This is a genomic window from Campylobacter sp. CN_NE2 (assembly GCF_027797465.1).
Taxonomy (GTDB): domain Bacteria; phylum Campylobacterota; class Campylobacteria; order Campylobacterales; family Campylobacteraceae; genus Campylobacter_B.
The window spans coordinates 578,386-601,491 of record NZ_CP115608.1 but is presented as its reverse complement, the minus strand read 5'-3'; the positions used below and the strand labels follow the sequence as shown (position 1 = coordinate 601,491).

General features: G+C 33.5%; 21 protein-coding genes and 1 pseudogene. 18 read left to right on the top strand and 4 right to left on the bottom strand.

The genetic code is table 11. The features are described from left to right. Positions 1 to 2 precede the first annotated feature (2 nt). Entirely contained in the window at positions 3 to 2,438 is a 2,436-nt protein-coding gene (locus tag PF028_RS02920) for an AAA family ATPase (protein ID WP_270861245.1), read from the top strand. A gap of 33 nt (positions 2,439 to 2,471) precedes the next feature. Here PF028_RS02920 and PF028_RS02915 read toward each other — a convergent pair whose 3' ends face one another. Further along, positions 2,472 to 2,666 carry a hypothetical protein gene (locus PF028_RS02915; protein WP_270861244.1) on the bottom strand — a complete coding sequence of 65 codons (195 nt, stop codon included), beginning with the start codon at positions 2,664 to 2,666 and terminating at the stop codon, positions 2,472 to 2,474. 52 nt (positions 2,667 to 2,718) lie between these two features. Here PF028_RS02915 and hisD point away from each other — a divergent pair, with 52 nt between their 5' ends. After that, entirely contained in the window at positions 2,719 to 4,005 is a 1,287-nt protein-coding gene (gene hisD, locus PF028_RS02910; RefSeq protein WP_270861243.1) for a histidinol dehydrogenase, read from the top strand. 302 nt (positions 4,006 to 4,307) lie between these two features. Here the strand turns inward: hisD and lptB are convergent, their stop codons facing one another. The 3 genes from lptB to PF028_RS02895 are packed head-to-tail and all read right to left on the bottom strand — an operon-like array spanning position 4,308 to position 5,674. After that, a complete protein-coding gene (gene lptB, locus PF028_RS02905; RefSeq protein ID WP_270861242.1) occupies positions 4,308 to 5,042 on the bottom strand; it encodes an LPS export ABC transporter ATP-binding protein in 735 nt (244 codons plus the stop codon). Beyond that, positions 5,023 to 5,445 carry a tRNA (adenosine(37)-N6)-threonylcarbamoyltransferase complex ATPase subunit type 1 TsaE gene (tsaE, locus tag PF028_RS02900; RefSeq protein ID WP_270861241.1) on the bottom strand — a complete coding sequence of 141 codons (423 nt, stop codon included), beginning with the start codon at positions 5,443 to 5,445 and terminating at the stop codon, positions 5,023 to 5,025. The genes lptB and tsaE overlap by 20 nt, the downstream gene beginning before the upstream one ends. Beyond that, positions 5,417 to 5,674, bottom strand: a complete 258-nt coding sequence (locus PF028_RS02895) for an RNA-binding S4 domain-containing protein (protein WP_270861263.1) — start codon at positions 5,672 to 5,674, stop codon at positions 5,417 to 5,419. Before PF028_RS02895 ends, tsaE begins: the two co-directional genes overlap by 29 nt. 678 nt (positions 5,675 to 6,352) lie before the next feature. On the opposite strand from PF028_RS02895, the pseudogene PF028_RS02890 reads away from it, so the two are divergent. The 16 genes and pseudogenes from PF028_RS02890 to PF028_RS02815 all read left to right on the top strand — a co-directional run. Then, a pseudogene (locus PF028_RS02890) lies at positions 6,353 to 7,726 on the top strand (McrB family protein); the annotation flags it as partial. Beyond that, a complete protein-coding gene (locus tag PF028_RS02885) occupies positions 7,719 to 8,966 on the top strand; it encodes an McrC family protein (protein WP_270861239.1) in 1,248 nt (415 codons plus the stop codon). The pseudogene PF028_RS02890 and the gene PF028_RS02885, both read left to right, overlap by 8 nt. 84 nt (positions 8,967 to 9,050) lie before the next feature. Further along, positions 9,051 to 10,277 (top strand): argininosuccinate synthase, encoded by a 1,227-nt coding sequence (locus PF028_RS02880; protein WP_270861238.1) that lies wholly within the window; start codon positions 9,051 to 9,053, stop codon positions 10,275 to 10,277. 18 nt (positions 10,278 to 10,295) lie between these two features. Continuing rightward, entirely contained in the window at positions 10,296 to 10,739 is a 444-nt protein-coding gene (gene rplI / locus PF028_RS02875; RefSeq protein WP_270861237.1) for a 50S ribosomal protein L9, read from the top strand. Next, positions 10,739 to 11,284, top strand: a complete 546-nt coding sequence (gene hslV, locus PF028_RS02870) for an ATP-dependent protease subunit HslV (protein WP_270861236.1) — start codon at positions 10,739 to 10,741, stop codon at positions 11,282 to 11,284. The genes rplI and hslV overlap by 1 nt, the downstream gene beginning before the upstream one ends. Continuing rightward, complete coding sequence (gene hslU / locus PF028_RS02865) at positions 11,285 to 12,604, top strand: HslU--HslV peptidase ATPase subunit (RefSeq protein ID WP_270861235.1); 1,320 nt, start codon at positions 11,285 to 11,287, stop codon at positions 12,602 to 12,604. Then, the gene (gene era, locus PF028_RS02860) at positions 12,604 to 13,473 is read left to right on the top strand and encodes a GTPase Era (protein WP_270861234.1); all 870 of its coding nucleotides are present in this window, start codon (positions 12,604 to 12,606) and stop codon (positions 13,471 to 13,473) included. Before hslU ends, era begins: the two co-directional genes overlap by 1 nt. Positions 13,474 to 13,530: 57 nt before the next feature. Continuing rightward, entirely contained in the window at positions 13,531 to 15,051 is a 1,521-nt protein-coding gene (locus PF028_RS02855) for a hypothetical protein (RefSeq protein ID WP_270861233.1), read from the top strand. Then, positions 15,051 to 15,719, top strand: coding sequence for a hypothetical protein (locus PF028_RS02850; RefSeq protein ID WP_270861232.1), 669 nt, complete (start codon positions 15,051 to 15,053; stop codon positions 15,717 to 15,719). Before PF028_RS02855 ends, PF028_RS02850 begins: the two co-directional genes overlap by 1 nt. Next, a complete protein-coding gene (locus PF028_RS02845) occupies positions 15,716 to 16,120 on the top strand; it encodes a hypothetical protein (protein WP_270861231.1) in 405 nt (134 codons plus the stop codon). The genes PF028_RS02850 and PF028_RS02845 overlap by 4 nt, the downstream gene beginning before the upstream one ends. Continuing rightward, entirely contained in the window at positions 16,098 to 17,666 is a 1,569-nt protein-coding gene (gene mshL / locus PF028_RS02840; protein ID WP_270861230.1) for a pilus (MSHA type) biogenesis protein MshL, read from the top strand. The genes PF028_RS02845 and mshL overlap by 23 nt, the downstream gene beginning before the upstream one ends. Continuing rightward, positions 17,659 to 18,498: an ATP-binding protein gene (locus PF028_RS02835; protein ID WP_270861229.1), complete on the top strand. Its 840-nt coding sequence runs from the start codon at positions 17,659 to 17,661 to the stop codon at positions 18,496 to 18,498. Before mshL ends, PF028_RS02835 begins: the two co-directional genes overlap by 8 nt. After that, entirely contained in the window at positions 18,491 to 19,462 is a 972-nt protein-coding gene (locus tag PF028_RS02830; RefSeq protein ID WP_270861228.1) for a CDC27 family protein, read from the top strand. The genes PF028_RS02835 and PF028_RS02830 overlap by 8 nt, the downstream gene beginning before the upstream one ends. Beyond that, a complete protein-coding gene (locus PF028_RS02825; RefSeq protein ID WP_270861227.1) occupies positions 19,459 to 19,998 on the top strand; it encodes a hypothetical protein in 540 nt (179 codons plus the stop codon). The genes PF028_RS02830 and PF028_RS02825 overlap by 4 nt, the downstream gene beginning before the upstream one ends. A 5-nt stretch (positions 19,999 to 20,003) precedes the next feature. After that, positions 20,004 to 21,752, top strand: coding sequence for a GspE/PulE family protein (locus PF028_RS02820; protein ID WP_270861226.1), 1,749 nt, complete (start codon positions 20,004 to 20,006; stop codon positions 21,750 to 21,752). Next, positions 21,749 to 22,996, top strand: coding sequence for a type II secretion system F family protein (locus tag PF028_RS02815; protein WP_270861225.1), 1,248 nt, complete (start codon positions 21,749 to 21,751; stop codon positions 22,994 to 22,996). Before PF028_RS02820 ends, PF028_RS02815 begins: the two co-directional genes overlap by 4 nt. Positions 22,997 to 23,106 lie beyond the last annotated feature (110 nt).

Here is a 23,106-nt window from a genome sequence, read left to right as displayed (position 1 = left end):
CTATGGTAACACAATTAAATAATATTACAGGTATTAAATTGCAAGGAAATAATTTTGATAGTGAAACTGTATTACAATTATTTCCATATAAAGTTCCAAAGGAAGAAAAAGAAGAAAAAAAAGATAAAAAGGAAATATCAGTAACAAGAATAAGTCTTATTTATGGTAAAAATGGTTCTGGTAAAAGTACCATTGCTACTTCATTTAATAAGATTAAAGGCGATGATATTCGAGATATTACTACGGCAGAACTTATCGACAAAGATAATAATGTAACTAACGATGATAAAAATAATATTTTTGTATTTGATGAAACATATATAGACAATAATATTCGTATCAAAGAAGATGGTTTAGATACCATTGTTATGTTAGGAGATATGGTAGATATTGAAAAGCAATTAAAAGATGAAGAAAACAAAAAAATTGAATTAGAAAATGAAAAAAAAGAACAAAAGAACAAATGTGATGATTTGAATGATGATAGAAATGAAAATTCGCCAAATTATTGGTTTAAAAAAATGATGAGCAACCTGAAAGGTCAAGATAATCAAGGTAATAAAAATTGGGCAGAAAGAGATTTTAAAATAAAACAGATTGCAGGTGAAAATCCACGCAGAGCGACTTCTGTTAGTGATGATAAATATAAAGATTTTATAAACTTATCTCCTACAAAATCACGAGATGCTTTGATTATAGAATATAACAAATTATTAGAAGAATTAAAAACTGTTCAAAGCGGTGCAAAACAGATTTCTGCCGAAGTGCCAAGCAATTTTTCTTTTACTTTTGATGAAAAGGGATTTATCGATTTATTATTAAAAAAAATTGAACAACCTAATCTTTCTGAACGAGAAAAATTTTTGCTTTCTATTATGAAAGAAAAACAAGAACGGCACTTACATGAGATTAAAGATTTTTTTGCGAATAATGAAAATGATAGATGTCCATTTTGTACACAAGAAGTTTCATCTACTCATAAACAAGAATTATTTGCAAGTATAGAAAAAATATTAAGTAAAGCCAACGAAGAACATAAACAAGAATTACAAGCATATAAAAGAGAAGAAATTACAATAAATTTTAATGATTTTTCTGTTTTAGATAAAACAGTTATTGAAGAATGTAGTACAGCATTAACACAATTTAATGATTGTGTAAAAATGATAAATAATAAAATTGAAGAAAAATCAGGAAATGTTTATCAACCTGTAACATTAGGATATACTGATATTCAAAATAAATTCGATACTCTTATATTAAAATTAAAACAGTTAGAAGGATTACGCCTTGAATATAACAACAACACTATTGATACAAATTCAATTAAAAATCAATTAAATGCTATAAATGATAACATTGCTTATTATGATATATGCAATGAATATAAAAAATTTCAAGAAAAAGAAACAATAAAAAAACAAGAAGATGATAAGTTAAAAAATGATATAAAAAATTTAGAAGAATGTGAAAAAACTATTAAAAAATTGATAGCAGATAAAAATAAAGTAGAAATTGCTGTTGAAGAAATTAACAAAGGATTGCAATATATATTCTTTGCAAATAATCGTCTTGAAATTGAATATCGTGATGAAAAATATTGCTTAAAATCTATGGGTAATAATGTTAAACCTAATAAAATTTCTACTGGTGAAAGAAATGCGATTGCTATGTGCTATTTCTTTTCTCAAACAATGAAAGATAAAGAGCAAGGAGATTATAGCAATCCATATTTATTGGTTATTGATGACCCTGTATCCAGTTTTGATATGGAAAATCGTATTGGATTATTATCCTTTCTACGCCATAAATTAAAACAATATCTTTGTGGTAATGAAAATACAAAAGCAGTTATTTTCACTCACGATATACAAACATATTTTGATTTACAAAAAGTAGCATCAGAAATAGTTGATTACTTTCCTAAAATTAGTGGATATAAATATATATATTCATTATTAGAGTTAAAAGGAAAAGAAATAGTAGATTTCCCTTTTAGAAAGCGACATGAATATACAAAATTACTTAATGAAATATATGACTTTGCATTAAAGATTGATGATAATTCATCACTAACTATTGGTAATGTAATGCGAAGAGTATTGGAAGCATACGGAACATTTATCTATAAAAAAGGTATAGAAGAAATTTCAACTAATAAAGAAATTCTATCAATTATTGAAGATAGTGAAATTTCAAAATATTTTGAAAATCTTATGTATCGTTTGGTGCTTCATGGTGAAAGTCATTTTGAAGAAAAAGCAAAATCAATGAGTTTTTTTGACTTTGTTCCAGATACAGAAAAACAAAGAACAGCAAAATCTGTTATATGTTTCTTATATTGCTTAAATAAACTTCATATTCTTACTCATTTAGGAGTAGATAAAGAAAATCAAATTAAACAATGGATAGAAGATATTAAACAAAATACAATATAAATAGCAGATTAAAATCGTAAAAATTTAGAATATTTATAAGTAATTTGTAAAATTTATTTTGGTTTTGGTGATTGCCACGATTTTTGCTAATGCAAAATCTCGCAATGACAAACGAAGTTCTGTGAAAACAAGCGAAGCGGTGCCATACACAAAGTGCGTGGCAGGTTTCTTGCGAAGCGAAGCGTAGCAGAGTAAATCAAACAAATTTGCAAATTTTATTAAATTCAAAACTAAATTATGCTATAAACTAAAATTTATAAAAAATTTAAAGGGTAAAAATATGAAAATTTTAAAATCAAACGAAGCGGATTTTAAAGCCGAATTTAAAAAGCTTGTCAATCGCTCCGATATAGATATGAAAAGCGTTATGCCGATAGTTACGGGCATAATAGATGATATAAAAGCTAGGGGCGATGAAGCCTTAAACGAGCAAATCGCCAAATTTGACAAATGGGAAGTGCAGGGCAATCTCGCTATCACGCAAGACGAGATGAAAAAGGCTTTTGATGAGCTCTCAAACGAGCTAAAAAATGCCTTACAAGTGGCGTATGATCGCATTTTTGCCTACCACGAAAAACAGCTTGAAAAAAGCTGGATCGAATTTGGCAAATTTGGCGAAATGCTAGGGCAAAAAATCACTCCTGTCGATCGTGCGGGGCTGTATGTGCCGGGCGGAAAGGCGGCGTATCCAAGTTCGCTTTTGATGAACGCAATCCCCGCAATCGTCGCAGGTGTGAGTGATATAACCGTCTGCACACCTGCTGTGGGCGGTGCTGTAAATTCGCTACTTCTTGCTGCCATGCATGTGCTAAAAATCAAAAAAGCCTACAAAGTAGGGGGCGCAAGTGCCGTCGCCGCGATGGCGTATGGCACGGAAACGATAGAAAAAGTCGATGTCATAACAGGTCCCGGAAATATTTTCGTAGCGACTGCTAAAAAGCTAGTTTTTGGCGATGTAAATATCGATATGATCGCAGGTCCTAGCGAAGTGGGCGTCCTAGCCGACGGCTCGGCAGACGCCTACCACACGGCTGTTGATTTGCTTAGCCAAGCCGAACACGACGAAATCGCAAGTAGCATAATGGTTACAAGCGATGAAGCGTTCGCAAACGCCGTGAAAGATGAAATTTATAAAATTTTGCCTACATTAGAGCGCGAGAGTATCGCTAGAAAGAGCATTGACGATAAAGCGGCGATTATCATCGCTAAAAATTTTGACGAAGCGATAGATTTGATGAACGATCTAGCCGTCGAACACCTTGAAATCGCCACCGACAATGCCTATGAGATACTACCACGCATAAAACACGCAGGGGCGATTTTCTTAGGACACTATACGCCGGAAGCTTTGGGGGATTATTTAGCTGGACCAAATCACACTTTGCCGACTGGTGGCAGTGCGAGATTTTTCTCGCCGCTTGGGGTTTATCACTTTATCAAACGAAGTTCTATCATAGCGATGAATAAAAAAAGTGTCGATGAACTGGGCGCAGCTTGTATGGCATTAGCCGAAGCAGAGGGCTTAACGGCGCATAAAAAGTCGGTTGAAATAAGATATAAGAAGTAAAAATTCGAATTTTGTTTAAAGGCAAAATTGCGTTTTTTTGTTTTTTTGTCATTCTGAGCGAAATGAAATGAAGCGAAGAATCTCGTAGGCTATGCGAGAATTTATAAATTTGCAAATTATCGTCAATGCGAGATTTTTTTCGTAGGAAAAAATCGTGGCAATTTCATTTTAAAACGCAAATTTGTAAATTTGTTTTTTTGTAATTTTTTTGAGATTCTTCGTTTCGCTAAGCTACACTCAGAATGACAAATTTTTTGGCAAACCAAAAAATTCATAAAAAATATTTGGTTTAATGATAAAATTTACAATTCGCTATCAAATTTAAAATTATCACCAAGATAGTATTTTCGCACATTTTCATCGTTTGCGACCTGTTTGGCTGTGCCGCTAGTGAGCAACTCGCCGTCTTTTATGACATAAGCTCTATCGCAAATCGCCAAAGTTTCGCGGACATTGTGGTCGGTTATCAAAATCCCGATGTCAAGCTCTTTTAGGCTTCGCACGATGTTTTGTATGTCGCTAACTGCGATAGGATCGACCCCCGCAAACGGCTCATCAAGTAATAAAAATTTCGGCGTTATCATTAGACTTCGCGCGATTTCGCAACGCCTTCTCTCGCCACCGCTTAGGCTCACGCCTTTTCGCTCCCTTATTGGCTCGATATTTAGCAAATTTAGCATTTCATCGACTTTCTCGGCAGCTGTTTTTTTGTCTTTATAGGTGATTTCAGCGGCAAGCATTAAATTTTCTTCTACGCTTAAATCCTTAAAAATGCTACTTTCTTGCGGCAGGTAACCAATGCCAAGTTTGGCGCGTTTGTGAAGCGGGACATTGCTAATGTCCTTAAAATCAAGAAAAATCGCACCGCTCGTGCTAGAAATAAGCCCACAAATCATATAAAATGTCGTTGTTTTTCCTGCGCCATTTGGTCCTAGCAAGCCCACGACTTCGCCGTTTTGCACTTCGAGCGAAACGCCTTTTATGATTTGCGTTTTTTTTATCGTTTTTGTTAAATTTTTAACTTCTAGTATATGCATTATTTACCTCGTATTTGCGTTTGTTGCCGTTGATTTCGATTTTTACGATACAAAAATCAAGCAAATATTTTTTTAACAGCTCGATTAAATTTTCATCTGCCCACTCGACGATATGAAGCCCCTCTTCAAAAAAATTCTCAAAAAGACCGTTTTTAAGTAGTCCTGACGAGCCGTCATTGTAAATGTCATAATGATAAATTTGCCCATATTTTTGCATAATCGAAAATGTCGGCGAATTTACGATTTTTTCGTCTATGCCGTGAAATTTGGCGATTGTCTTAACTAGCGTTGTTTTGCCACTAGCTAAATCGCCCATAAGCAGTATTATCCCTTTTTTTGGCAAAATTTCTGCGATTTGCGAAATTTCGCTAAGGCTAAGGACAAATTCGAACTTCTTTGACATATTTTTCTTGCTCACTTTTTGGCGTGTTTTTTGTAGTCGGAAAGCTCAAAACTTGATAACTTTTATCTTTTTCTAAAAATTTTATTGTGATGACATCGCCGATTTTAAGCATTTTACTAGCTTTTGCTAAAACGCCGTTTATATAGACAACGCCACTTTTACACATATCTTCGCTGACGGCTCTGCGTTTTGTGATATTTACTGAATTTAAAAATTTATCTACTCTCATAGGCGTTATAATACTAAATTTCATCTTATATTTTGCCAAATTTAGGTAGAATTTGGAGTTTTTAGTTTTTCAAAATGGGGAGATAAAATGGCTAGTGATAGAGAATTATTAAAATTCACACAAGAACAAAGAGAAATTTTAAAATCTGCTGTAAGTGAATTTGTAAGGATAATTGATAATCGTAAGGAAACAGATAAAACAACAGGAATACCACAACAAATAGAACCAATAAAAGAAAATTTGAAAACAAAATTTGATAATATTGTAGTGGATATTGGTGTTGGTAGCGGTAAGTTAAGTAAAACTCCAAATATTTGTTTTTGTAGAAAAGATATTTTGCAAAAATATTTGGTAAATACAGATAATTTCACTCAAAAAAAAGGATTTTATGTAATTTTAATATATAATCATAATGATAAAAAATTCTATACTATGATAGGTGGAGCAATAGCAAACGATATATATTGCAATGCTTATAATTTATTAAACCAACGAGATAAAAAAGAAAATTTCAAAGGTAAAAGAACGGCTTGGTATCAAAAAGAATTTAATGAAATATCAGATGATATGATTACAGAATTAGAAAATTTAATAAATATTTTTAATGAATTTAGTGTTGATGATTTTAGACCGATACAAAATACTAATCAAAATTTAAAAATACAACCAAATAGTGAAAATAAAGGGGAGAAAATGAAATTCCCACTAAATCAAATTCTTTACGGACCTCCGGGGACTGGTAAGACTTATGAAGTTGTAAATTTGGCTTTACAAATTTTGGGCGAAAGTCCTTCCGAAAATAGAAAGGCTAAATTTGATAAATATCGCCAAAACGGACAAATCGAGTTCATAACTTTTCATCAAAGTTATGGCTATGAAGAGTTTGTCGAAGGCATAAAGCCTGTGTTTGATGATAAAAATTCCCAAAGCGGCGAGTTAAAATACGAGATAAAAAACGGAATTTTTAAAGAAATTTGCGAAAGGGCAAATTCTATACAAAATTTAGACAAAGAAAAAACTTTATGGAGACTTTATACGCTTCCTAACGGCGAAAAAGAAAATGATTATTTTGATGAGTGTATAGAAAATAAGTATGTTTATACTTTCAAGAATTATGGCTATGATGAACTTAAAAATTCGGCTCAAAATGGACATTATATAGTTATCCCAACTTCTACAAATGGCAAAAGTAAAACAATACGAGCATTTGGCATTATAGAAAATATTATAAAAGAAGAAAAGGAAAAAATTTATAGAAAAATTAAGTGGCTTTGGTATGCAAAAGATACGGATAGCTATATAAAATTCGATGAAGTTAATTTTGGCATAAAAACATTTCAACAAGTAAAAACAAATAAAAATTTAATTATCGAAGCCATACAAAGAATTAAACAAGAGCCATATATCCTAATCATAGACGAAATCAATCGCGGAAATATCTCAAAGATTTTTGGCGAGTTGATTACGCTGATAGAAGAAAGCAAACGCATAAAAAATCCCGAAGAATTAAGGGTTGCGTTGCCGTATAGTGGCAAAAAATTTGATAACGGCAAAGGTTTTGGAGTGCCAAAAAATCTTTATATAATCGGCACTATGAATACAGCGGACCGCTCTATCGCCTTAATCGATACCGCTCTTAGAAGACGATTTGAGTTTGTGGAGATGATGCCAAAAGCTGAAAATTTAAGCGAAAATATCGACGGCGTAAATTTGCAAAAGCTTTTAAATGCGATTAACGAAAGAATAGAATTTTTGCTCGATAGAGAGCATACAATCGGTCATGCTTATTTTATCGGCGTTGCGAATTTAAGCGATTTGCGAAAAGCCTTTAAAAATAAAATTATTCCGCTTTTGCAAGAATATTTTTATGATGATTATGAAAAAATTCGAGCTGTTTTGAACGATAATGGTATGATAACCGACAAACCAAAGCCTAAATTTAACGGAGAATTTAGCTTTATCGATGATGGTAAAATGGTTTATCAAATTTGCAAATTTGATGAATTAAATGATGAAAAATTTATAGAAATTTGTAAAAATATTTATGAATAGTTTGCAAATTGCCGAGTGGCAAAGATTTGGCGAAAATGAAATATCTGGCGTAATTGGAAGCGAAAAAGCTAAAAAAGCCTTTGCTGAGCTTGTGGATTTCGCTCACGGCTACGGCAACGATAAATTTATCGGTTTTGTAAATTCGCATACCTTAAAAGCTAAAAATTTCGTCGGCTTAATCCAAACCAAAAGCGGTTTTGTTTTGGAGATTTTGCCAAAAATTTTTGAAAAAGATGATGAATTTGATAGCAAAAAATCCCGAGATTTGCTTTTTAAAATGCTAAAAACGCTTAAAAATTCGCCGTTTAAACGGACACAAATGGCAAATTTAAAAGCCAAAAACTTTCCGCTCTTAGAAATTTTTGCAATTATGTTCTTAGATGAACTTGATATAATCATAAAAAGTGGTATCAAAAACAACTATGTCGAAATCAGCCAAAACAGGCACTTTTTAAAAGGAAAATTACTTTTTAACGAGCATTTAAAGGCAAATTTAATCCACAAAGAGAGATTTTATACAAACGCCGATGAATTTATAGCAAATATACCTGAAAATCGCATTATCGTAAGTGCGTTAAATTTGCTTTTTAAATTTGGTTTTAGCGCTAAAACAACGGCAAGATTAGCAAATGCGAAATTTGTTTTTTCTGATATTTTAGAGAGCAAAAATTTAAGCGCAGATTTCTCAAAATGCCAAAGCTCACGCCATTTTAGCAGATATGAAATCGCCCTTGCGTGGTGCAAAATTTTCCTAAAAAACGAAAGTTTTACGCAGTATAGCGGAAGCGATAAGGCTTTTGCCCTGCTTTTTGATATGAATTTGCTTTTTGAGAGCTTTGTGGCGGACTATTTTAAAAAACATAGCGAATTTGAGATAAAAACGCAAAATTCGAGTAAGTATCTTTTGGCGGATAACGGCGGAGAGAATTTGTTTAAAATGCGACCCGATATTTTGGCGATTAAAGGCGAAAATACTATAATTTTGGATACAAAATGGAAAATCATAAAAAGCATAAAAGATGATATTTCGCAGAGCGATTTGTATCAGATTTTTGCTTATGCCGAAAAATATAAAAGTCAAAAAAATGTTTTGATTTATCCAAAAATAGGGAAAAAAGATGATTTAAAATACTTTTATAAAGCAAATAAAAAGGAATTGCAAATTTTGTTTTTTGAAATTTTTGATGAAAATGCGATAAATTCACAGATACAAAAAATTTTAAATACAGAAAAAATGTAAAAATTCCAATATTAATAAATTTCAGAAGTTTTAAACAAAATTTTGGCTAAAATAAGCAGTTAAATTTACTTAAAAGGTTTAAAAATGGCAGAAAAAAATAGCGTAAAAAAGGTAGTTTTGGCATATTCCGGTGGGCTAGATACTAGCATTATTTTAAAATGGCTTGGCGATAACTATGGTTGCGAAGTGGTTACTTTCACAGCAGACATCGGTCAGAACGAAGACCTAGCGCCCGTAAAAGACAAAGCCCTAAAACTAGGCATAAAAGCAGAAAATATTTTTATCGAAGATTTGCGAGAAGAATTCGTCCGCGACTATGTTTTCCCTATGTTTAGGGCAAATGCGATTTATGAGGGCGAGTATCTGCTAGGAACTAGTATCGCTAGACCGCTTATTGCAAAAAGACTTGTCGAAATCGCAAATAAAACAGGGGCTGATGCTATCAGCCACGGAGCTACCGGCAAAGGAAACGACCAAGTCCGCTTTGAGCTTGGAGCTTATGCGTTAAAACCTGATATAAAGGTTATCGCACCATGGCGTGAGTGGGATTTAAATAGTCGTGAAAAACTTTTAGCATACGCTAGCAAACATGGCATAGAAATCGTAAAAAAAGCAGGAAAATCGCCGTATTCGATGGATGCAAATTTGCTTCATATTTCGTATGAAGGACTAGTTTTAGAAGATCCAAACCACGCCCCGGAAGATGATATGTGGCGATGGACAACCGATCCTAAAAAAGCACCAAATGAGAGTGAAATCATCGAAATCGAGTATAAAAATGGCGATCCTGTCGCATTAAACGGCAAAAAACTAAAACCACACGAAATGCTAAATGAGCTAAATAATCTTGGTGCAAAACACGGCATAGGCAGACTTGACATCGTCGAAAATCGCTTCGTCGGTATGAAAAGCAGGGGTTGTTACGAAACTCCGGGCGGAACGATAATGCTAAAAGCTCACAGAGCGATTGAAAGTATTACGATTGATAGAGGTGCCGCTCACCTAAAAGACGAACTTATGCCAAAATATGCCGAGTTAATCTACAACGGCTTTTGGTTTAGCCCTGAACGCATTATGCTTCAAGCTTTGATAGATAAATCGCAAGAGTGCGTAAATGGCACCGTTAGGCTTGAACTTTACAAAGGAAGCGTAAGCGTAATAGGCAGAGAAAGCAAAAGTGATAGTCTTTTCAATGTCGATTTTAGCACATTTGAAGAAGATGCAGTTTATAACCAAAAAGACGCAGAAGGCTTTATCAAACTAAATGCTTTGCGTTTTATCATCGCAGGAAAAAGCGGTCGAAAATTCTAAATTTAAAAGGAAAATTTGATGAAAGTTTTACTTATAAAAGATGTCAAAGGGCTTGGAAAAGCAGGGGAAATCAAAGAAGTAAAAGACGGATACGGAAATAATTTTTTAATCGGAAAAGGCTTTGCACTGGCTGCTACAACCGAAGTTTTGCGTAAATTTGAAGCAGGAAAAAGAAAAGAAGCCGAGCTTAAACAAAGTGAAATCGAAACACTAAATTTGCTAAAAACTCAGCTTGAAAAAGTGCGTGTAAAGGTGGCAAAACAAGTCGGCGAAAATGGCGGACTTTTTGGAGCTGTTACCAAAGATGACATCGCAAATGCCCTAAAAGAGCAAAAAGGCTTTGAAGTCGATAAAAAAATCTTGGAATTTGGCACTATCAAAACCACAGGAATTTACGATGTGAGTGCTAAATTTAAACACGGCATAAGTGCTAAATTTGAAATCGAAGTGGTAGGTTTGTAATGTTTGAAGCTACAACCATACTTGCCTACAAAGGCAAAAATGCTTCTGTTATCGGCGGAGACGGGCAGGTTACATTTGGAAACACCGTTTTAAAAGGAAAAGCGACCAAAATTCGCAAAATAGGCAAAGATGAGAGCGTTTTAGCAGGGTTTGCAGGAAGCACGGCTGATGCGTTTAATCTTTTTGATATGTTTGAAAAATGCCTTGATAACGCAAAAGGCGAACTTTTAAAAGCCGTTGTCGAATTTAGCAAAGAGTGGCGAAAAGATAAATATTTGCGAAAACTTGAAGCCATGATGATAGTTATCGATAGAAAGCATATTTTCTTACTAAGCGGCACGGGCGATGTCGTCGAACCGGATGACGGAAAAATCGTCGCAATCGGAAGCGGTGGAAACTACGCTTTAAGCGCAGCTAGGGCTTTAGATAAATTTGGAAATTTAAATGAAGAAGAACTAGTCAAAGAGAGCCTAAAAATAGCGGCTGAAATTTGCATTTATACAAATGAAAACATTAAAACTTATGCAATCTGGGACAATAAATAAATGATGACACCAAGAGAAATAGTAAAAAATTTAGACGATTATGTAATCGGTCAAAGTAAAGCCAAAAAGGTTATCGCAGTAGCACTTCGCAATCGCTATCGCCGAATGCAACTAGATGATGAGATGAAAAATGAGATAATCCCAAAAAATATCTTAATGATAGGCTCGACGGGCGTTGGAAAAACTGAAATAGCGCGAAGACTTTCAAAGATGTTTGGTTTGCCTTTTATCAAAGTCGAAGCTAGCAAATACACAGAAGTCGGCTTTGTGGGACGAGATGTCGAATCTATGGTTAGGGATTTGGTAAGTGCAGCTATAAATTTGGTGCGAAGCGAAGAATTTGAAAAAAACAAAGAAAAAATCGATGAATATATAGAAAAGAAAATTTTAGAAAAACTTCTTCCGCCACTACCGCGTGGAGCAAGTGAAGAAAAAAACGCTGATTATGCTAAAAGTTATGAAAAAATGGCAACTAAATTTAAAAACGGCGATTTAGATGATTTGATGATTGAGATTGAAATCAGCGAAAATACATTTGAAGCAAATTCAAATTTACCGCCTGAAATGGCAAATATGCAAGAAAGTTTTATCAAAGTCATCGGTATAAGCAGTAAAAAAAGCAAAAAAGAGATGAAAATCAAAGACGCAAAAGTGGCTCTTAGAAACGAAGCAAGTGATAAAATTTTAGATATAGAGCGCATAAAGGCAGAAGCCGTGCGAAGAAGCGAAAATGAAGGTATTATTTTTATCGACGAGATCGATAAAGTCGCTGTGAGTGCAAATTCGGGCTCTCGCCAAGATCCTAGCAAAGAGGGCGTTCAAAGAGATTTGCTTCCTATCGTAGAAGGTTCGAGCGTTAGCACAAAATATGGAAATATCAATACAGACCACATTTTATTTATCGCAGCAGGGGCGTTTCATATAAGCAAACCAAGCGATTTGATTCCTGAGCTTCAAGGTAGATTTCCTTTGCGTGTAGAGCTTGATAGTTTGGACGAAAATGCGCTTTGTGAAATTTTAACAAAACCAAAAAATTCGTTAATCAAACAATATATCGCGCTTCTTGCCACAGAGGGTGTAGAGCTTGAATTTAGTGATAGCGGAATAAAAGCGATTGCAAAAAATGCCGCAAAAACAAACGAAAAAGTCGAAGATATAGGCGCTAGAAGACTTCATACGGTGATGGAAAAAGTGCTTGAAGATATTAGCTATGAAGCCGACGGATTTAAAGGTCAAAAAGTGGTAATCGATGATAAATTTGTCGATGAAAAGCTTGATGAAATCGTCAAAGATGAAGATTTAGCGAAGTATATATTATAATGAAAAGTGGATTTGTTAGTCTAATCGGTCGCACAAATGCAGGGAAAAGCTCATTTTTAAACTACATTTTGGGCGAAAAAATTTCGCTTGTCTCACACAAAGTAAATGCAACGCGCCGTAAAATCAACGGAATAGTTATGCACGGCGACGACCAAATTATATTTGTCGATACGCCGGGACTGCATGAGAGCAATAAAATGATGAATAAAATCATGGTTGAGGTTGCACTAAATGCGATCGGGGATAGCGATTTGGTGCTATTTTTAGCACCAATCCACGATAGCACTGAAAATTATGAAAAGTTTTTAAATTTGCATAATGGTGTAAATCATATCGTGCTTTTAACTAAGATTGATGAAGCAAATGACGAAAAAATCGTGAAAAAACTAAGTGAATATCAAAAATTCCAAGATAAATTTGGCGCAATAATACCTATAAATATTAAAAAAAATGTTTTCAAACGCCAAATTTTAGATGAAATTTGCAAATTTTTGCCAGAACATGAGTATTTTTATGACCCCGAACTCATAAGCAGCACAAATTTAAGGGATATTTATAGGGATTTTATCCTTGAAAGTATCTTTGAAAACACAAACAGCGAACTTCCGTATTCGACAGATGTTATCATAGAAAAAGTAAATGAAACTCCAAATTTAATTTCAATTTATGCCAAAATTATAACTGATACGCAATCTCATAAACAGATTTTAATCGGTAAAAACGGCGATACAATCAAGCGAATAGGCATAAAATCGAAAAAGTTAATTTCAGCTTTTTCTAAGGTTAAAATTTATGTCAAATTAAGCGTTTTTGTTAAAAAATCGTGGAAAAACGACGAAAATAGCATAAAAAGCCATTTTATCTATTGACATTTTGTTTGTTTTTGATTAAACTATAAGCAAATTTCTTTATAAAGTGGAAAAAAGATGGCTAAGAATAGTAGTAATGCAAACTCTATAGTTGCAATTAACAAGGTCACGCAGACCATATTCGGGTTAAGTGGCAACGAGATCTTTGAACACGATTTCGGAAGATCTAGCCGAGCAAAAGAGACTTACATCTCTTATATTCCTTTTAAAGACATTATAACGACAACCGTCGAGATTCCGCGATCTGTTGAAGATGCGGATTTGTTGGATGCTATCGTTATTAAGGTCTATGAAGAGCTTGGGCTTGATGCTACTTTGGATTACAAGATTACATATCTTGAAGTTGTCGGTGCAAGTAGCGACGAGAGAGCATTTAATGTTTTCGTCGTCGATAACCAACTTTTAAATACTCAGTTTGATGCGATTGCTGCACGAACTGGTTATCTTGATTATGTTGCGATTGCGCCTTTCTTGTATGAAAGTCTATATAGCAGAGGGCTTTTGACAAAAGAAGGGACAGATTGTTTTATCTATTTGCAACGAGAAGATGCGTTTTTGGTTGTGTATCAAAACGGCGAATATTTTCAATCTCGCCAACTAAGATACAATCTTAAATTTTTAAGTGATAAATTTGCAGAATTAACTGGAAGTAAGCTTGAAGAAAACACATTTAATATGATGTTATCCACTTACGGTGCAAATTTGGAAAGTCCGGCTGAACGAGATTATATGATTCAAATTTTTGATGATATGTTCTATTATATTAACGATATTATCAATTCTTTGAACAAAATTTATAATATCAGAATCCAAAATATATATTTTGGTAGTGATGTTGGTAAGATTCCAGGTATCGAAGTTTTTGTAGAAAATACGCTAAATTTAACATATAAAGAATTTAATTTTAGTGTTGCAAAAAATGCCAAAGAATTTGAGCTTACACAGCTTGATACTTTGATGTTTTTAACGGCTCAAAATTTCCTTGCCAATAAAGACGAAGAGCACAACTACTCTCCGTTTAAAAGACCACCGCCGATAACACAAAGAAATAGTGGTAAGCTTTTTGGTTATATCGCACTTGGCCTGTTGCTTGGTGCAGCTTATCCTTTGTATCAATATGGTCATGGGTACTACAATAGCTTGATTTCAGATCAAAAAGAAGCAGAGTATGCGCAAGTAAATGCTGAACTTAATAAAGTCAAGGGTATTGATGAAAATTTAAATAAACAAATTACGCAAACAAGAGAAGATTTTGCAAGAGAAAATAAAATATTGACAGATAGGCTTAGTTTGTTGGATGGAATTTTTGATAAAAAGATAAATTATGCGATGAAGGCAATTGCTATTCATGATTTATCGAATATGGTTGTTGGTAGTCAAGGCAATATTCAAAGCATCAAAACAGATGATAGAAACTTAACGGTAAATGTCAATACTAGAAATGATAAACAAATGACTGAGCTTTTGAAGAATATTAGTGAGACTAGACCATATTCTGTTTATACTAGATCTATTATTTTAAATGAAAATGAACATACAGTTGTTTATGACAGCAATGTTAGCGTGGAGGTGGAGTAATGAGAAAGCAGACTACACTTGATAAAATTGATTCTTGGTTTGAAAGCAAAGGAAGTAGTGCAAATACTTACTTGGTGTTAGCGTTATTTATTGCTGGCGCTCTTGCTTATTTGGCTCTATCGACTGGTTCGCAGGAATATTTTGATAGTGAGCAAAACAGGTTAAATAAAGCTACCAAGAATCTAAATGAGGCTACAAATAGTCTAAATGCTTTTGGACCATTGGGGAATGGAACTTATAGTCAAATTAAAAATAAAGAAACTGTATTAAAAGGCGAACAAGCAAGGCTTAATGAAACGATTGATTCTAATCAGTACGTTGACAATAAACTTAGAGAAGTTTCAAATGTTACATACAATAGAGAGAATTGGGCTGAGTTTTTAGATAGCCTAACAGAGATGGCTGTAAAAAGCAATGTTAAGGTTTTTGCTATAACTAGCGAGGAAAAGAATATAGACCAAAAAACATTAGTTTTAAAACCACAGGCTATGCTTGATGTAGGCGTTGTAATGGAAGGTACATATCATAATGTTTTGCGCTATATCAATGCTATTGAAGAATCAAAGATGATAGTTGATGTAAATAAACTGGATGTTAATAAATCTACGACTGACGGTAAGGTTGGTGGAACTATTGGAATATCTATATGGGGGGTAAGATATCAATGAAAAAGATAATTTTATTTTCTATGTTTTCCGTTTTACTGTGTTATGCGGAAGGTATAAATAAGGCTGCCTATGATGATAAATTTAATACCCTAAGTAAGCCAAGGATTGGTTTATCAGATGATAAAATTACAGCACTTAAAGATCCATTTTACCCATTAAAACCAAAACCAAAAGAAGGCGAAACACAAGTTGTAGTGGATAAAACATTTGATTTACAACTACGCGGAATTTTGGGAGATAAGGTTAAACTAAATGAGGCTTGGTACGAGATTGGGGATTATATAGGATCGTATCAAATCGTTAAAATAAACGAAAATAGTGTTTTAGTTGCAGACGGCGACAATAAAATTGAAATAAAAATGAATCAAGGAAAGAAAAATGTCATTATTTCATATAAGTAAAAAAGTTAGTATAGCGGCTTTGCTTGCTTTATCGGTGACAGCATCTAGTTTAGTTGCAGCGCCTGCAACTTCTTCGGATTGTGAGAGAAAAGCTCTTAATATCAAAGTTAATGAAACTGTTACACTAAATGAAATGTTATCTCAACTTTCAGATATGTGTAAATTTTCTTTTGTTGCAAAAGATGCTATGGCTTCGGAAGAACTTAATAAAGAGCTTCAAGGTATAAGTATAAAAGATATGTCTTTAAGGGAAGTTTTTAATCTTCTAATTTCTGAAAATAATTTAGATTATGAATATTCAAATGGAATTTTAAAGGTTTCTGCCTTGGATACTAAAACTTTTAAAGTTGATTATATAACTTCTGTTAGAGAGGGAACTGCTATTACTAAATCAAGTGTAGATTCAGCCCCTATTGAAGTTGGTAATGATATAGATGATGAAAAATTACAAGAAAATATGATTAAAACACAAGAAAAATTTGATTTTTGGGAAAAGATTAGTGAAGAAATTACTCTAATTTTAAATAACGGAACAGAAAAATATGTTGCCGTTGCTCCTATTATAAATCAAAATGCGGGTTTGGTAACAGTAACTGGTATGAAATCACAACTTAAAAGAGTTGAAGCGTATCTAAAAGGTATGCAAAAAAGGCTTAGTAGACAAGTTTTGCTTGATGTAAATATTGTCGCAGTTGAGTTAAACAACGACTACACTACAGGTATTGATTGGTCAAGATTTCAACTTGGTTTCTCATCTTATATTGGCAATCCATTAGGTGTAGCAAAAGATTTATCTACTGGAAGATTAATGAATGCAGACTATGCTTGGACTGGTTATAGCAATGGAGATTTTGGTCATCGTGGCAGACATACTGGCGAAAAGCATGATAGTGCCACTTGGACATTTGGTGCTGGTTTGAACTTTAATATCGATGGAATGATAAATTTCTTAGAAACAAAGGGTAAAACTAAGGTTATTTCTAGTCCAAAAGTTACCACTATGAATAATCAACCCGCTATTATCTCAGTTGGCGATAATATCAATTACCGTGTTTTAAAAGAAAGTACAAACAACAATACCATTAGTGGTCAAACTAGCATAACATATACTCAATATTCTACATTTATTGGAATTTTACTGAATATATTGCCTGAAATTTCCGATGAAAATAAAATTATGCTTAGAATAAATCCTAGCCTAAGCAGCTTCAAGTATGAAGATGAAAATGTTAGACAAACTGGTATTAGAGAGATTGCGCCAGATACTTTGCAAAAGAAAATTTCAAGTGTAGTTTGGGTAAATAATGGCGATACTGTTATTCTTGGTGGTTTGATTGGTCAAACAAAAACTAAAGATAATACAAGCGTTCCAATGCTTAGCTCTATTCCTTTGGTTGGCAATCTTTTTAAAAGCACACATGATAAGTTGTCTACAACCGAGCTAATTTTTGTTGTTACTCCTAGAATTATTGATGATACTAGTGTTCCTTTAAGCAAATCGCTTAAAGAACTTGGATATTCAAAATCGATTTATGAAAATGAGTAATACAAATAATTATACAAAAATAAAGGATATTTTTATCGAGGATAACGAAGTTACAAACTTCGTTAATCTCGATAAATCCACGCTTGCTTACCACAAGATTTTAAATGCTTTGCAAAAGCCGTTAAAGCTTATATTGTTTTATGGAAAGCCAGGATGCGGGAAAACTTTTTTGTTAAATAAAATAAAAGTTGATTTAGAAAAAAAGGTAAAAGTAGTTTTTTTGCCACAGCCATTTTTTGACGAAACAGAGTTTTTCTTAGAGCTTTATTTTCAAATTTTTGGTGGTTATCCTAATGAAAACATTGATAACTATGAGAATTTTATGCGAGCTTATAAGGAAAAAACGCAAATTTCTGAGAAAAATATTCCTAGCGTAAGTCAGGTTGTTATTTTGCTTGACGAGGCTCAGCTCTATCCGGGAAATTTAATAGAAAAAATTCGCCTTATGGCTGATACGAGATTGTTTAAATTTTTATTTACGGTTCATAAAACCGATGAAGAAGATAGGCTCGCGAAAGACTATTTTAAAACACGAATTTGGGAAAGTATTGAACTTCCAAATTCAAATTTGAGCGAGATTAAACTATATATTGAGAAAAAGCTTGTTTTTCAAGGCTTTCATCAATATTTTCTGATGTTTGGCGATGAAAATTTCGATTTGATTTTGGAACTAACGGACGGAAATTTAAGAAATATCAACAAACTTATGTACAAGATGTATGAGTTGTTTGAATATTACGAAGTTAATAAGCCAACTGAGATTAGTTTGTCTCAGATCAATAACAAAATTATAGAAATGGCAGCGATTAGTGCGGGGATTATAAATGCTTGAATATTATGAAGTTAGTGAATTAGAAAAACGCTGGGAAGAGTATGATAAAAAAAGGAGGCAGTTTTCTTTTTTAAAAAATAGTAAATCTAGCAATACTTCATTTAAATTTGATAAAACTATTTTAGCGCTTTTGCTTTTTATTTCAGTTGCAATTGGAGCTATTGTTTGGATTTTAAAAGATAGTAATGATGATAAGATTTCGATGGCGCAAATAAATCAAAATAGCGTTGAAGTTCAACCTGAAACTCAAATTCAATCGCAAGGTTCGCAAAATAGTCAAGTTGCTATTGCAAATCAAAATGAAAATATAGTATATACAAAATCTGACTTTAACATGAGTGCGCCGATTGCTTCAAATTCTAATGCTACAAATGCCGAGCGACCTACTTTAAATTTAAACGATGTAGGAATTCATTCTAGTGAAGATTCTGCGGGATTTAGTATTACAAATAATTACCAAAATAATAATTATCAAAATTTTCCACAACCGCAGTTTGTTCCGCAACAACAAAATCCTATTTTTAATTCGGTTCCACAAAATGAAATCATAGATTTCGGCAATGCTCCTGTATCGCCTAGATCAAATTCGGTTGCAAACACTCAGGCTGCTCCAAAACGGCCTACGAGTCCGATTTCAAGTAGAATTCAAATAAGCACTTCAAGGCTTGATCCTAATAAACAAAATTTGGAGAGCAAATTTTATGCTACAAAAAATATTGAGTATTCATTAGCCCTAGCCGAACAAGCTTACAATAAAAAAGATTACGACGGTGCTATTAAATGGGCTTTAACATCAAATGAGTTAAATAAAGATAATGTTCAAAGCTGGATGATTTTTGCTAAGGCTAATTATAAAAAAGGTAGAAAAAATGATGCTTTATATGCACTTGAAACATTTAATTCAAGGGCAAATGATAAAGATATAGCAAATTTGATTTCACAGATTAGAAATGGATCGTTATGAGATTTATAATTTCATTTTTAGTTTTTGTTGGTTTTGCTGTCGCTGTCGATATTGAAGATGTCAGAAATTGGGATCAAATTGGGCAATACAATAGAATTTGTCAAGAAAGTGTTCGAAATTTATTTATTGAGCAACAAAACGATTCGTTAGCAAATACTTATGCAAAAGCTTGTCTGAAAATGGATAAAATAAACGAGCTTATTATCCCGACTGTTATGCTTTATAAAAATAAAGAATCGCGCGAAAATGCGTCTTTATACTCGACAATTTTATTTCAAAAGAAAATGCTATATTTGGCACTTTGCGATAATGTTGATATAAGTTATATTAGAACGCCAAAGATTAATTATATTTTGTCTGAAATTTTTGATAAATTTGTAGAAAAAGATTATGTAAAAAAGAGTGATACATATATCTTTACTTTACAAAACGGAGACAGGGCTGAGCTTTTCATCAAAGATGAAGGTGGCATAAAAAAAATGGTTGTTGCCCTTTATGTTGATGACAAGGTAAATTCTATTAAAATGTATTGGTGATATGTATGACAAAAGTTGAAGAGTATATTATAAAAATTCTTATTAAAAACGGAGTTTTGACTCCCGATATCATTCCTGAGATTAGCGAAAAAATGGATATTGGGCTTACACTAGGCGAGGTTTTAATTGGTGATAACTATATTGATCAAGATCAATTTGCCTGTCTTTTGGTAGATATTTATAGACGAAAACAAATCACGCTTGAAGAGGTTAATGAAAAATTTTATATCGACACAAAGACTTTTTTGCAAAGTTTAGCTGGTAAATTTAAGATGACTTATATGAATCTTGACGATGTGGATGTAGATTTTAGAATTTCAGAAAAAGCACCTACTGCTCAGCTTAAAAAATACGGTGTTATTCCTGTTAAAGAAGATGATCTCAATATGTTTGTTGCATTTTCAGATCCTTTTGATATGGATGCGCAAGATAGAATTCAAGGAATTTTTAATAAAAAACTTGTAAAAATCGTAGTTGCTGACCCTAATCAGATCAAAAAATATCTTAATAAAATAGAGTTGTCTGATAGTATCAGAGGTTTGGTTAATGAAATTCGTAAGGAGCTTACAAATACAGGCGGTAGCGGTAAGGACGATGATAGTTCAGCTATTTTGCAACTTATTGAAATGATAGTTAAACAATCAATTATCTCTCGCGGTAGCGATATTCATATTGAGCCATCTGAAAATAACTGCGTCGTGCGAACCAGAATTGACGGTATGCTAACTGAAATTTTTATCTTTGATAAAGATATTTATCCGCCTTTGGTTTCAAGGCTCAAACTTCTTTCGAATATGGATATCGCAGAACGCAGAAAACCGCAAGACGGTCGTTTTAGTATGAAAATTTCCGGACGCGAGTATGATTTTCGTATTTCAACACTTCCTATTATCAATGGTGAATCAACCGTTATGCGTATTTTGGATAAATCAAAGGTTATTATTAGTCTTGAAAAATTAGGTATGCACCCAGAAAGCTTTAAAAAATTTAATAACGCAATGCATGCGCCTTATGGCGTTATATTGGTTACCGGGCCAACTGGTAGCGGTAAATCAACTACGCTTTATGCGGCACTTAATGATGTAAAAAGTGTTGATACGAAGATTATTACCGTTGAGGATCCTGTTGAGTATCAGGTAAATTTGATCCAACAAGTCCATGTTAATGAAAAAGCAGGGCTTACATTTGCTGCGGCTTTGCGTTCTATTTTGCGTCAAGACCCTGATATTATAATGATCGGTGAGATTCGTGACCAAGAAACATTGCGTATCGCGATTCAAGCGGCACTTACTGGACACCTTGTATTTTCAACACTTCACACAAATGACGCAATTAGCGCAATCCCTAGAATTGTAGATATGGGTATTGAAAGTTATCTTATAAGCGGTGCGTTAATTGCGGTTGAAGCACAACGATTGGTGCGAAAACTTTGTCCAAAATGCAAACAGCCAACAATGCTTCCAAAATCTATGCTAGATACTCTTGCGCCGTATCTACCTGAAAAATATACATTTTATAAACCTGTTGGTTGCGATGAGTGTGCTGGAACTGGATATGCAGGACGAGAGATGATAAGCGAGATTTTACCTATTAGTGATAGTATGCAAAGTTTAATAGCAAATGGTGCCTCTAAGGACGAAATGAAAGAGTTGGCTCTTAAAGAAGGTTTTATTGATATGTTCCACGATGGCGTGATCCGTGCGGCAAGGGGAGCAACAAGTATTGAAGAAATTTATAGGGTGGCAAAACAATGAAAAATTTTGAAGTAGAATATATTGCAAACGGAAAAAAACAAAAGATGTTTCTAAAAGCTGATAACAAAGTTGCGGCTAGAAATTTAATTAAGCAAAGAAACGGTGGCGTTATAACTAAGATTGGCGAAACACAAACTAGTAATGTTAGTGCTTCATTGGGAGATATTAAAACGCAAGTTACTAGACTTATGGGAGCCAGTAGTAGAGTTAGAATTCCTGCTCTTGTAGCTTCTATTAAACAACTTTCTGTTATGACAAATGCCGGTATTTCTATTCATGATTCCATTAAAGAGGTCGCAAATGCAACAGAAGATAGAAAATTAAAAGAGATTTTCTCTGCTATGAATGATGACCTTAATGCTGGTCTTAGCTTAACAGAATCTTCTGAAAAATTTAGAGGTGAACTTGGCGATGTCGTTATTGCGATGATTAGTCTTGGTGAAAGCACGGGTAATATGGCTGAGTCTTTGGCGAAACTAGCTCAAATGCTTGATGAGATTTGGGAAAACCAAAGAAAATTCAAAAAGGCTATGCGCTATCCTATGATACTTATGATAGTTATGGCGATTGCTTTTTCTATTTTGATGCTTTATGTTGTTCCTAAATTCCGTGAAATTTTTGAAGAACTAGGTGCTGATTTACCACTTCCTACACGAATTTTGTTAGGAATCGAATCTGTTTTGAGTAATTATGGTATATATGTTTTACTCGCGATTATTGGCACTATTGTGGCTCTTAAATGGGCGTATAAAAATAACGATGAATTTAAGCGAGGCTGGGATAAGGGAATTTTAAAAGTTTATCTATTTGGTAAGATTATTTTTTATTCTACTATGTCAAGATTTATGCTTATTTTCACTGAGCTAGTCCGAGCTGGTATTCCGATAGCAGATGCACTTGATACTGCTGTTTTGATGGTTGATAACGAAACGCTAAAAGAAAAACTCTCTACCATTAAAGTTGCAGTGCAACAAGGTGTTAGCTTAACCGATGCTATGCGAAATACTGGGCTTTATGAAAGTATGCTTATTCAGATGATTAGTGCCGGTGAGCAATCAGGAAGTCTAGATAAAATGCTAGGAAATGTAACTGATTATTACAAAGAAAAATTTGACGATATTATCGATAATATTTCAAGCTATGTTGAGCCGATTATGCTATTTTTTATGGCAGGTATGGTTTTGCTACTTGCGCTTGGTATCTTTATGCCTATGTGGGATCTTGGAAAAGCCGTCAAAAACTAATAACAAATTTAAACGCCCGAAAACTGAAAATTCGGGCGTTTTCAAATTAAATTTTAATTCTAAATTCGTTACAATGCTTCGTTTATAAATTTAAAAGGATTTATTATTTT